Annotated in this window: 9 protein-coding genes and 1 other annotated feature; of the genes, 2 read left to right on the top strand and 7 right to left on the bottom strand. The window is 38.2% G+C overall.

Features of this window, described 5'->3' with window-relative positions; genetic code table 11:
* Together BLV55_RS10890 and BLV55_RS10885 are read left to right on the top strand one after the other, a co-directional pair.
* Entirely contained in the window at positions 1-1587 is a 1587-nt protein-coding gene (locus BLV55_RS10890; RefSeq protein WP_093314330.1) for a PAS domain-containing hybrid sensor histidine kinase/response regulator, read from the top strand.
* A gap of 45 nt (positions 1588-1632) precedes the next feature.
* Positions 1633-3117: a hybrid sensor histidine kinase/response regulator gene (locus BLV55_RS10885; RefSeq protein ID WP_093314328.1), complete on the top strand. Its 1485-nt coding sequence runs from the start codon at positions 1633-1635 to the stop codon at positions 3115-3117.
* Between the two features lie 56 nt (positions 3118-3173).
* On the opposite strand, the gene BLV55_RS10880 is transcribed toward BLV55_RS10885, so the two are convergent.
* The 7 genes from BLV55_RS10880 to BLV55_RS10850 all read right to left on the bottom strand — a co-directional run bounded on the left by BLV55_RS10880 (position 3174) and on the right by BLV55_RS10850 (position 12358).
* Complete coding sequence (locus tag BLV55_RS10880; protein WP_093314326.1) at positions 3174-3551, bottom strand: hypothetical protein; 378 nt, start codon at positions 3549-3551, stop codon at positions 3174-3176.
* Positions 3552-3739: 188 nt separating this feature from the next.
* A complete protein-coding gene (locus BLV55_RS10875) occupies positions 3740-5164 on the bottom strand; it encodes a sensor histidine kinase (protein ID WP_093314324.1) in 1425 nt (474 codons plus the stop codon).
* On the bottom strand, positions 5161-5841 hold the full coding sequence (locus BLV55_RS10870) for a response regulator transcription factor (RefSeq protein WP_093314322.1): 681 nt from the start codon (positions 5839-5841) through the stop codon (positions 5161-5163). Before BLV55_RS10870 ends, BLV55_RS10875 begins: the two co-directional genes overlap by 4 nt.
* A 43-nt stretch (positions 5842-5884) precedes the next feature.
* The gene (locus BLV55_RS10865; protein WP_093314320.1) at positions 5885-6292 is read right to left on the bottom strand and encodes a response regulator; all 408 of its coding nucleotides are present in this window, start codon (positions 6290-6292) and stop codon (positions 5885-5887) included.
* Positions 6273-7772, bottom strand: a complete 1500-nt coding sequence (locus BLV55_RS10860) for an Hpt domain-containing protein (protein ID WP_242870109.1) — start codon at positions 7770-7772, stop codon at positions 6273-6275. Before BLV55_RS10860 ends, BLV55_RS10865 begins: the two co-directional genes overlap by 20 nt.
* A gap of 174 nt (positions 7773-7946) precedes the next feature.
* Positions 7947-9224 carry a serine--tRNA ligase gene (gene serS / locus BLV55_RS10855; protein WP_093314316.1) on the bottom strand — a complete coding sequence of 426 codons (1278 nt, stop codon included), beginning with the start codon at positions 9222-9224 and terminating at the stop codon, positions 7947-7949.
* 44 nt (positions 9225-9268) lie between these two features.
* Positions 9269-9475: a binding site (T-box leader), on the bottom strand.
* A gap of 81 nt (positions 9476-9556) precedes the next feature.
* A complete protein-coding gene (locus BLV55_RS10850; RefSeq protein WP_093314314.1) occupies positions 9557-12358 on the bottom strand; it encodes a UPF0182 family membrane protein in 2802 nt (933 codons plus the stop codon).
* Positions 12359-12437 lie beyond the last annotated feature (79 nt).

Raw genomic sequence — 12437 nt, 5'->3', positions numbered from 1 at the left:
ATGAGCTCTTATCAACCAATTAACACAGAATTATCCTTAGCCCTTATGGAAATAACAAAAAAACTACCGGATGCGGTCTGTGTTATTGATGAAGAAAAAAGGATCCTTTTTGCTAATGAAAGTACGTTCTCCTTTTTAAGCCTAACACAAGAAGATGTATATCATCTGAACCTTGCCAGTTTTTATCCTGAAGAAGTTCAGCCATTTTTGGAGTCGCGGATCAAGCATGCAAAAAAACATGGGTTTTGGCGTGGTGAAACCATCATGACTGATAAAACAGGAGTAAAAATACCTGTTTCACAAATCATTATCAGTCATGATGAACACACGAAAGATGCGGCATTTTATTCAACGATTATTCAAGAAATTGAATCTCTTAAAACATCCGAAGTCATTTTGGCAGAACAAAAGGAAGAATTACAGCTTGTTAACCATCAGCTTAGGACAGCCCTTCACAGTAAAGATGAATTTCTGGCAAACATGGGTCATGAGCTTCGTACCCCTTTGAATGCTATTTTAGGCATGACAGAAACCTTGTTAGACCATGTATATGGTTCCTTAAATGAAGACCAGCATCATTGCCTAAAGGTGGTAGAAGAAAGTGGTCATCATTTACTTTCGCTGATTAACGACATCCTTGATATCGCCAAAATTGATTTAGGAAAACTAAGCCTTGATATTCAACCCTTTGACCTGAAAAAAATTTGTCAAAGCGCATTGGATAACATTATTCCCTTAGCAGAAGAAAAAAAAGTGCACGTTTCTTTTGACTATGATGACGCCATCACTCTTTTATTAGGAGATGGACGCCGTATCAAGGAAGTGTTAGTAAACTTATTAAAAAATGCTGTGAAATTTTCTCATTCCTCAGGCCGGATTGGACTGGTTGTCCGTGGGATTAATCCGGAAGAAAAAATAAGGATAGAGGTGTGGGATATGGGCATTGGGATTAATAAAAAGGACATGGATAGAATTTTCGAACCCTATCAGCAAGTAAGCAGCAGCCTTGACCGTCATTATGACGGGAGTGGATTAGGATTACCCTTATCCAAAGGAATTATTGACTTGCATCAAGGGGATCTAAGTATTGAAAGCATTCCTGGTGAAGGAAGTATTTTCACCCTTCATCTCCCATGGAAAAACCCAATCACAACGGATCCAGTAATAGGGACAGACAATGACAAAACCGATCTTTATTATCAAGAGCAGCAACAGCCTATCCGCATACTATTAGCCGAAGATAACGCTGCGAATATTGAAACCTTTCAACTTTATTTGAAAAGCAAAGGCTTTGTTGTTGAAACAGCTTTAACAGGAAATGAAGCGATTTCTAAGGCCATTTCCATTGATCCGGCATTGATCTTAATGGATATTCATATGCCTGAGTTAGATGGACTAGAAGCTATTCAATACTTAAAATCTAAAGAACATACAAAAGATATTCCTATTATTGCCTTAACAGCTTTAGCTATGCCTCAGGATCAAGAAAAATGTCTAAAAGCAGGTGCTGATTATTATCTTTCAAAACCTATCCGCCTTCATCAGTTATATCAAAAAGTCTTGGAAACCCTTCATAAACACGATTGATGATCGTTATTTATGCCATAAGCTTAGAATGGAGGTAGAAAACAGATGAATCCACGTATTTTTATTGTTGATGATGAAAAAAATTCTCGATTAACCATAAAAGCATCTTTACATGGATTAAGTTATGATCTTTTTTTTGCTGAAAATGGCTATCAGGCTCTTAAAGACTTGCCGCAAATAGATCCTGACCTAGTTCTCTTAGATGTTATGATGCCGGATATGACCGGATATGAAGTGTGTAGAAAAATTCGTGAACTTTCTGATCATAAAGAAGTGCCTATTGTTTTTATCACTTCTCTTGATGATAAACAGTCTTTATTTCATGGTTTCGAAGCCGGTGGAGATGATTTTATTACCAAACCTTTTAATCGCATTGAACTATTAGTGAGAATTAATGGCATTCTTCGCCTAAACCGTTTTCGAAAATTACTGGGAGAACGCAAACGCTTTCAATGGCTCATTGACCGAGCTGATGAAGGTTATATCAGCATCAATGATTCCTTTCATATTCTTTATGCCAACGAATCAGCTCAAAACCTATTATCATTACCAGACCATTACTCCAATCCTCCTTGTCATTTGCTAAAAATTACGGATAAATACTTTAACCGAAAACCGTTGCCTGCCTGGGAAGCGTTTTTAAGTGGTTCTTATCCCAATGAACCTCTTTACCTGATTCGACCTGAAACAGACCAACATCCTTCTCTTTGGCTTGAAATCACTTGTATTTCACAACCAGAAGATGATCATTATTTTTATCAGATCAAAGATGTAACTTCTAAAGTTGAGCTAACCATGGAGATAAAAAAATTTCATAACTTTGTTTCCCATAAGTTAAATACACCCATGAATCATCTGCTTCCTTTTCTTGAATTATCTTTGATAAGCCTTCAGGATCAAAACTATGACGATGTTTCAGAATATATTCACTGTGCCCAAAATGGCGCTTTAGAACTTCATCAGCAGGTTCAACGTATTCTTCAAACATTAGGATCAAAAAATGCCAGTTCCAATCTTACTTTGTCAATGAACGAAGCTAAGGACTTGATGATGTCCGTTTTTGACACCCATGAAATTGATCACTCTAAAGTAACTCTCTCTTTACATCAAGATCCTCAATGTGTTTTGCCTTTATCATCACAAAACTTTCAAAGCCTTTTTCATGAAATTATATGGAATGCTGTGAAAAATCATCCTAAAAAAAATCCAACCATTGATATACAATCTTTCTGTAATAATGAAAAAAAAGAAACTACTATTCTCATCCGAAATGATGGTACTTCACTCAGCCCTCATGAATTAAAATCTATCGGCCATTTTTCACCCTACTTTCAGGGCGAAAAGTATTTTACTGGTCAAAAGGAAGGAATGGGGCTTGGTTTAAGCGGTGTCAAAATAATGCTATGGAATATAGGAGGAAAGTTTAAGATAAGAAATGGTTCTGATGAAGAAAGTGTTGAAGTGACTATTTCAATCCCTTCCTGTCAAAAATGCCAACCTTCGATAGAAGCCCGACCTGATGAATCGTAAAAAACCCCTCCTTTTTTAGGAGAGGTTTTTTCTACTATCTAATGTTTCTATTCAGCTTATCTTCTATGATGATGTCTCAGACCTTCATGTTGATGACCATCACCTTGACGATGACCTCTTTCACTGGTTCTTCCAAAACCAATGCCTAAAGACCGATGATCTTCTCTTCCGGAAGCATCTCCCAGACAATGTTCCATTCTTTCTTGTACTATTTCCTTAAACTCAAGGGCTTCTTCTTCTGTTAAGCGTTCTAGCTCAACCAATTCATCAATGCGTTGTATTTTCATTTCTAATCGTTCTTCTGTGGTAGCGTCCAGATTTTTCCATTGTTCTCCGTCGGCGTTTCCTCTACCCGAGGTATCGGCAAATACCATACTGGCACTCAATCCTACTACCAACAAACTTAAGGCGGCACCTTTTAATACATTCTTCATTCTTACCATCTCCTTCTTCATTATTTGATTTGGTTTCTTTCATTCTTTAGTCCCTCTCCGTACCATCTTTTTCAGAAGGCTCTTTCATCGGAGGTGACTATGAAACTCATTATAAAGAAAGATTGTGTCCATTCTGTGAAAAAACAATGAAGAAATGAAGAAATAAAGAAAAAATTTTATTACCTATATTAAGAAAGCTTCATTTTGAAGAAAAAAGCCACTCCATTTTCTTTGTTTTCCACTCCATAATCACTGTCATGAAGATCTAATACGCTTTTTACAATAGCCAATCCTAAACCATTACCTGCCCGTCTGTCATCGCCACGGTAAAAACTTTCCCATATCAGCGATATTTTTTCTTCTGGAATGGGATCTCCCGTATTAAAAACCGTTACCTTTGCCTTTTTTTCTTTTCTTTCCAATGCCAAAGAAAGAATACCACCTTGATAGCTATGGTTAAGCGCATTTTTTAGCAAATTGTACATTACTTGTTCTAACCGTTGATAATCACCAATAACGATCACTGGTTCTTTGGGCAGAATGATTTTAACTTGGAGGTTTTTTTCTTGAAAAAACAATTGGAACCGGTCTTTTGTTTCTTCCAGCAACTCTTTTAGATCCAAAGGTTTTTGTTCCACTCGAAAAACACCGGATTCCAGTTGTTCCAAATCCAGTAAATCTTTTACAATGCGGCTCATCTGATGGCTTTCTTCCTGAATCGTTTCCAAGTATTCCTTGGCTTCTTCCTCTGTGGATGCCACTCCATCTTCTAGGGCTTCAGCATATCCTTGAATCAACGCGATAGGAGTTTGTAATTCATGAGAAACTCGGGCTACAAACTGTTTTCTCAGTTTTTCCAGATTCTTCTCTTTATCTAATTCCATTTGTAAGGCTTGAATGGTTTGATCTAACTCATGGGTTAACTGTTGAAAAGACATTCCCAGCTGACCAATTTCATCGGCCGGTATTTTTTTCCAAGGCAAAGAAAAACCGGTGGTTGATTTTTGCTGAACGGCATGATTTAACTGAAGCAAAGGTCTGGTAATGCTTTTTGAAAAACCTAGGGATAGAAATAAAGCAAGGACCAGTGCCAGTACGGCTAGCAGCAAATTAAACTGTGCTGCAATTCCTAAGACTTCTTCCATAGGTTGTAGGGGTACTTGAAAAAATAGATAATAGGGTTCAATAGGTGTTGTTAAGGTTAGAAAATTTTGTGGACCACTTTGGCCCTGAGTTTGATGCATGGATGCCCTTCCTTTTTCCATATGCCGCATCATAGAATGATGAGATGGCGAAGAGTGATGCATCCGTCCGCCTCTACCAGAAGTTTCTTCATTGGCTTGTTGAAGAATGCGACCGTCTTCGTCCATCAATAGAATCCAACCATGCAGTTTTTCAGCCATTTCATCCATTGCTTCTTGCATAGGATCTCCTAAGCCCGTTTCTTCCATTAATCCTTTTAAGTGTTGTTCAGCATTTTCAATTTGTCCGGATTTTTGATAAATATAATAGGGTTCCAAAAAAAAATTCTGAGCCGTCCATACCAGTCCCAGAATCAGAAGTGCGAAAAGAGTAAATAAGAAACTTATTCGTTTGGCAATGGATATGTTCATTCCTTCGTCACCTCAAAAATGTACCCAACTCCCCGAAGGGTGCGGATTCTCTGACTAACATCCCCTAATTTGTGCCGCAATCGTTTGACATGGGTATCGACAGTACGATCATCTCCGTAATAATCGTAACCCCATACTTTATTTAAGATGGTTTCCCGTTCCATTGCCTGGTTACTGTTTTTTAAGAAAAGTAATAAAAGTTCATACTCTTTAGGTGTCAGGTCTATTACCTTCCCTTTCACTTCAACATGATGCCGATCTGTATCTACCCACAACTCACCAATCTGATATTGTTTTTCTTCTGAAACCACACCACTTCGTTTTAGCAGTGCTTTGCTGCGGGCCATCAGTTCTTTGACACTAAAAGGTTTTGTCATGTAGTCATCGGCTCCCAGTTCAAAACCAAAAAGCTTATCATTTTCTTCACTGCGAGCGGTTAGCAAAATCACTGGAACCTGACTTTCTTCTCTGATTCGTCGGCAAACCGTCCATCCATCATAGCCAGGCATCATAATATCTAAAATCACCAGATCCATAGGATGATCTTCAAACAGGGTGACACCTTCCACACCATCAGCGGCTTCAAAGACCTGATAATTTTCTCTTTTGAAGTAGGTAGCTACCAGTTTTCGCAGTTTTTCTTCATCTTCAATGACCAGTACAGAAGGGTTATGCATTTATTTCACTCCTTATGTTTTAAAAGAGTCTGATAAGAAAGGGTTACGTGGATTCTTTCGGGAGAATATCTAATTTTTTTAATGTTGCTTCCAGTTTTTCTTTCGTATATGGTTTTACCAGATACGCATCGCAACCCTCTTCAAAGGCTTTATAAATATTATCCGTTTCTTCCAAAGCCGTTACCATGATGATTCGTGGTTCTTTTTTATTTTCATTCTTCATTTTTTCCTGTATCTTTCGAATCGATTGTAAGGTCTTTAATCCATCCATTTTAGGCATTAAAATATCAAGGCAAATTAAATCAAAACCCTCCCCTTCTTTTAGGGATTGAAGAAAGCTATTAACAGCATCCATGCCATTTTCTACAAGAGTACATTCTCCATAGATTTCCAGAAATTTTTTCAGTACATAACTGGAAGGATGATGATCTTCAGCAATCAATATTTTCATTATTTGCCTCCTCTACTTCTTCTGCTCCTTTTACTTCTTCACCAGATTTCCAGGCAATTAATATTTTTCGGATCATTTCTTTTTCATTCTGGTATCGAATAATATGTTGTATTGGGGTAAAAAAGCGTTGGCCGGTATATACTCGTTTATTTCTTTTCCCGTCATGCACCAAAAACATGCTGATTCCCATATCTTTTAACTTTTGATATACGGTTTCAAGAGATTGCATTTCGTCTTCTCTAAGTTTTGATAACAAGCTGATATCAATCAACAGTATTTTATAACGTTCTGGTTCCATTTCTAAGGTGATATTCTGGAAGGTTAGGATCATATTCTGTCCTTCTTTTACTTCCATATACCGTATGATAATTTCGTTTTTTATCATACGGTATACTTCTTGCAACAATTGCAAAAACATTTTTTGAAGAATAAAAAAAAGTGTTTCATGATCCAGAGCATCCACGGTTTCATCTCTTTGCTTCATATTTACCAAATCTTTGATGATGTCTAAGTGATCTTTTAGCTGATCATAATAAAAATCATTCTCCAACAAAACCGATTTTGAATGGATTTTAATTATCACAAATTCTACTTTTTTCCAAAAAGAAGGATCCATGGTTTTCTTTTGTTTTTCATTAATCAACTGAATCACTCTTGATATTTCACGAAAAAAATAATCAAAAAAATCTTTATCCGATATAGTTAGAACATGTTTTTGATAGGCTTCTTTTAGATCAATAATAACAAAATCCTTAATATAGCCTATTTCTATTTCTTTATGAAGTTCGTTTCGATTTAACGCAGTCTGGAAAATAAACTCCATTTCAAAGTGATGGTTCTCTTCATCCATATTCCTTATCTTTTCTACAGATGGTTTTGCATAATCAATCACACCATTTTCTTCTAAACTTTTTAGAATCAGAAATTGGGTAACGGCTGGCATTGGATTTTCTGGCTCCATCATAATCTGGATAAAGTATTGGTTAGGGTAAGATAATGTCTGTTCTTCCACCTTGTTTTCGTGGATAACCTGTTTAGAAGCTATCTCTTCTTTTTCTGCTTCATCCTTTTTTTGTTTAACCGTCTTCTTTGTTGTCTTTTGTGCTCCAAAGGCACCGATTTCTTGTTTAAGGATTTTCGATTTTTCTATTAACTGAGCAACCAGGTCAGGCTCTGTAGCAGGGTTTTTTCTGTTTTCGACCATTTGATAAATGGTATCAACCGCCTGATAGGAGATATCCAGAATGTCTTTACAGATGGATAATTGTTTTGAACGTATCAAAATCCAGATATCTTCCAGTTGATGGGTCAGGTCTTTTACTTCTTCATAACCCATGGCATCTGACGAGCCTTTAATAGAATGGGCGCATCGGAAAAACTGATTAACATATTCTTCAGAATATCCTTTTTCCAAATGCTGCAGGCATTTTTCACATTGATCCAATTGTTCAAAGGTTTCTTCGAAATAAACCATCACCATAGAGTCCACAGAAGCACCTTCCTTTATCGTTTTATTCTTTAGGTTTTCTTCTTAGGTTTCTTTCTATATGTTTATCTTTTACCTCTTATCTCTTTCCTTAAACTTTTTTTCTTTGTTTAGAAAATGCTGCCTTTGCGCTACAAATCCTTGTCTTTATTAATCTTTTAAGTTGCTTTATTTTTCTATTTTTTCCATACCTCCCATATAGCTTCTTAAGGCTTCTGGTATGATTACGGAACCATCGGCTTGCTGGAAATTTTCCAGAATAGCGGCTAAGGTTCGGCCTACAGCCAATCCGGATCCATTTAGGGTATGGACAAAGCTTACTTTTCCGCCGTCTTTAGGCCGGTAGCGGATATTGGCTCTTCTGGCCTGAAAATCTTCGAAATTACTGCAGGAAGAGATTTCTACATAGCGGTCATAACTTGGCATCCATACTTCTAAGTCATACTTAAAGGCAGCTGTAAAGCCGAGATCTCCTGTAGCGATTTTCACAATCCGATAAGGAAGCTGAAGGGTTTGCAACACTTTTTCTGCATTTGCCACTAAGCTTTCTAATTCTTGATAGGAAGTTTCCGGAGTAGTGAATTTCACCATCTCTACTTTATTAAATTGATGCTGACGGATCAGACCTCTTGTATCCCGACCGGCTGATCCGGCTTCAGAACGAAAACAAGGGGTATAGGCGGCATAGTATAAAGGCATGGCTTCTTCTTCCAGAATTTCATCCCGGTAAATATTGGTAACAGGCACTTCGGCTGTTGGAACAAGAAAGAAATCTTTTTGAGGAATCCGAAAAGTATCTTCCTCAAATTTAGGCAATTGACCGGTACCAGTCATACTTTGACGGTTGACCATAAAAGGTGGTAACACTTCTTCATACCCGTGTTCGTTAATGTGAAGGTCCAGCATAAAGTTAATAAGAGCCCGTTCCAGCCTGGCACCGGCTTTCTTATAGAGAACAAAACGGGACCCGGTTACCTTGGCAGCTCTTTCAAAATCTAAGATATCCAAATTGCCACCCACATCCCAATGGGCCTGATGTTCAAAATCAAAGGCTGGTTTTTCTCCCCAGGTTTTTACTTCCACATTATCTTCATCTGTTTCACCTTGTGGCACTTCCGGATGAGGAACATTAGGAATACGCATCATTTTTTCATGCAAGGTTTCTTCCACCTGTGTTATCTTGGCGTCCAAATCTTTTATACTGGCTGATAGTTCTTTCATTTGCGTCATAACTTCTGTTGTATCTTCCCCGGCTTTTTTTAGTTTTGGAATTTCTTTTGATACTCGGTTTTGTTCGCTTTTCATTTGTTCTACTTCCTGAAGTCGTTTTCGGCGTTCTTCATCTAAGGCTACTACTTCGTCCAGGTCGATATCGGCTTCGCCTCGCCGATTCATAGCAGCTTTCATACTATCCAGTTCATTTCTAATACGTTTCATATCTAACATTTGTTTTTCCTCCTTTTTTCTTCACAAAAATAGCCTTCATCCCCTGAAGGGACGAAGGCCTTGATCTCCGCGTTGCCACCCTGATTGACTTTCTTTGTTCAGAAAGTCCTCTCTAAAACCCGATAACGGTGGGCTGCCGGCTTTTTACAGCAACTCCAGGCTGGTTTCAATTCTTTCCTTTATCGACTTTCAGCCACCGTCGACTCTCTATAAAAAGAAAAGGAATTTACTGGACCCTTCTTAGTTAATGGATACATTTTTCTGTATTTTATCATATCTACGTTCACTTGACAATTCTTTCAAAAAAGATAACCTCTATTTCTTTCTCTTTGTTACTGGCTTTCCAAGCGTCTTAAGGCTTCTTCCAAGCGGTTTAAAGCTTCTCCGTAAGCTGCCCAGTCTCCTTGTTGAGATGCTCTCTGTGCTTCGTCAAAAGCACGGTTGGCTTCTTGGATAATCTCCTGAACCGTAGCATCGGTAAAGTCATAAGAGGGCGTTTCTTCTGGTCTTTCGGCTGGACTTTCTTCCGATATGTCATCTTCCTCTATTACTTCCTCCGGTAATGCTTCTTCTGGCACATCATCTTCCTCCGGTATGCTTGGTGGCCCAGCACCGAAAAGACTTTCCAAGGCTTCTTCCAAGGTGTTTTCCATCACAATATCATCCCCAAAAGCAGCAATCACCTGTTTAACTTCCGGTGGGCTTTCAGAATTTGCCGCTCTTATATAAAGGGGTTCTACGTATAGCAGACTGTTTTCAACAGGAATGACTAACAGATTACCTCTTATTACTTCAGAACCTCCTTCTCCCCAAAGGGTTAAGCTTTGTGAGATTCTTTCGTTTTGATCGATACGGGCTTCGATTTGCCTTGGCCCATAAATATTTCGGTCTTTCGGCATCCGGTATAATACCAGTTCTCCATAATGTTCTCCATCACTTCGGGCTACCAGTTTAGCAACCATATTATTTAACCGGTTAGGGGTATAGGGTACGGATAATAAAAACTCTTCTTTTTCCTCCTCCGGCAGGGAGTAGATCATATACTGGGATTCTACAGGCTGAAATTGACCGGAATATCTTTCCTGAGCGATATTCCACAAATCCTCGTCTAAATAAAAAACAGAAGGATTACTCATATGATATCTTTCATACACCACGGTTTGGATATCAAATATTTCCTGAGGGTAGCGAATATGTTGTTGAAGTCCTTCCGGCATGGCTTCCAAAGGCTGGAAAAGTCCTGGAAAGATATTGCTGTAGGTTTGAATCACTGGATCTTCCGGTTCGGCAATATAAAAGTCGGTGGTGCCATGATAGGCATCAACCACTACTTTCACTGAGTTTCGGATATAATTCTTATTTCCTTCCATATAAGGAGTAGCATAAGGATATTTATCGCCTAAAGTAAAGGCGTCCATCATCCAGTAGAGGCTTCCTTCATGAATAATAAGATAGGGATCCTCATCGTAATGAAGAAAAGGAGCTATTTTCGTAACTCGATCCATCACATTTCGGTCAAAAATAATACGGCTTTCTCCGGAAATGCTGCCAGATAGAAAAATACGGAAATTTCGTTCTCTCAGAGCATACAGTGCTCGATTAATTCCTTTTAACTCAATGCCTGCCTCTCCTTCAAATCTGGTTTCTGCATTATCTTCACCCATTGGATAATCAAATTCCATTTCATCCGTATTCACAATAATATAATGGTTGGTCAGTTCTCCAAAATATATTTCCGGCCGGGTAATTTCTTTGTCAATCATACTGACTGGTGGAATGTTACGGATAAATAATTCTGGTTGTCCCTGTGTTGTTACCTGATTGACCGGTGACAGCACCGCCCCGTATCCATGGGTATATTTTAAGTGCATGTTTAACCAGGTTTTAGCGGAGTCACTGATGCGATCCATATTCAGTTCTCTGGCGGATAAAAAAACCTGCCGGTATTCATCATTAATGGTATACCGGTCGATATCAACATCCTTAAACTGATAATAAGGTCTTATCGCCTGCAATTGATTATAGCTCTCCAATGCTGGTCGATAATCGTTAATACGGATATTGTTAATGGTTTGAGGGTTTTTCTCCAAGTCTTCTCTTGTTAGCCGATAATCCACATCAAACTCCATTTCATAGACGTCATCCAAGTTATAAGCTTTTCGGGTAAATGCTATGTTTCTTTCAATATAAGGGGTTTCACGGGCTAATACATTAGGTTCTACCATAAACCGTTCCACACCAATGGAAAGGATTTGCCCCAGGATAGAAACCACTAGTAATAATATAGGTGCAGCGATCATTAATTTCTTTTTCTTTTTCTGGTACCCTAGCCATAATAGAAGGGCCGCCGCAACACTAACAACCATTTGAATCCGGTACAGCGGAAGGTTTACCTTAATATCTGTAAAACTGGCACCATAAACAGCTCCCTGGGGAGAATAAAGAATGTCGTAAAGACTGACAAAAAATCTTGCTCCAGTGGTTAAAAAAAACAATACACCCAGTACCACTAAATTACCGGCACCAAAAGATAAGAACCGGTTAAGCATTTGTGTTCGTGGATTTTCTCCTTCGGATACTTCTACTAAAGTTGGTCTTCTAAGAAAAACCATTGCTCCAAAAAAGATAGCTGTAATGAGAACCAGTAGAAATAGAAGGGTAATAAAAGTACCCAAGCCTTCTCTAAGCAATGGCCATGTAAAGAAATACCAGGCCAGATCATTCCCAAAAACCGGGTCATTAATCGCAAACGGTACTTGATGGCGAAAGGTTAATAATTGCCACCAATACTGTCCGGCAATGGAGGTAGCTGTTATAAACGCCATAAGGCTTGCCGGTAGTAATAGCCATCGGTTAATGGTTTTATTGGATACGGTTTGATGAAAACTGGCTATTTTTTTTTCATAGCGATTTTTCATAAACCGGAAATAGTAATAGTAAAAAAATCCGGACAGGAAAAAAATGGGTACTCCCAGCATTAGTTGGGTTTGTATTTTTTTAAGAAACACCCTTTCATAGCCTAGGTCTTGAAACCACTGTAAATCAGTGATAAAAAGAATGATTTCATTGAAAAACAGCGTTCCAATAATAAACGCCGCTATGAGGATACTGATTACTTTTTTTCCTTTTGTCATACGTTTTTCACCTGCTTCCTAGTCATTCAGCAAAATGTAACGGTTTGTATAAGATAACTTTTTACCTTGCATCATGGTC

The sequence above is a fragment of the Tindallia californiensis genome, assembly GCF_900107405.1.
Classification (GTDB): domain Bacteria; phylum Bacillota; class Clostridia; order Peptostreptococcales; family Tindalliaceae; genus Tindallia; species Tindallia californiensis.
Note: the sequence above shows the minus strand (reverse complement) of the source record. Positions and strands in the feature narration are given on the sequence as shown.

Coding starts and splice junctions, on each gene's coding strand:
- BLV55_RS10860 (WP_242870109.1), bottom strand. CDS start 7,772: ATGGTGATGGTTTATTTCGAAGAAACCTTTGAACAATTGGATCAATGT.
- serS (WP_093314316.1), bottom strand. CDS start 9,224: ATGTTAGATATGAAACGTATTAGAAATGAACTGGATAGTATGAAAGCT.
- BLV55_RS10870 (WP_093314322.1), bottom strand. CDS start 5,841: ATGCATAACCCTTCTGTACTGGTCATTGAAGATGAAGAAAAACTGCGA.
- BLV55_RS10850 (WP_093314314.1), bottom strand. CDS start 12,358: ATGACAAAAGGAAAAAAAGTAATCAGTATCCTCATAGCGGCGTTTATT.
- BLV55_RS10865 (WP_093314320.1), bottom strand. CDS start 6,292: ATGAAAATATTGATTGCTGAAGATCATCATCCTTCCAGTTATGTACTG.
- BLV55_RS10890 (WP_093314330.1), top strand. CDS start 1: ATGAGCTCTTATCAACCAATTAACACAGAATTATCCTTAGCCCTTATG.
- BLV55_RS10875 (WP_093314324.1), bottom strand. CDS start 5,164: ATGAACATATCCATTGCCAAACGAATAAGTTTCTTATTTACTCTTTTC.
- BLV55_RS10880 (WP_093314326.1), bottom strand. CDS start 3,551: ATGAAGAATGTATTAAAAGGTGCCGCCTTAAGTTTGTTGGTAGTAGGA.
- BLV55_RS10885 (WP_093314328.1), top strand. CDS start 1,633: ATGAATCCACGTATTTTTATTGTTGATGATGAAAAAAATTCTCGATTA.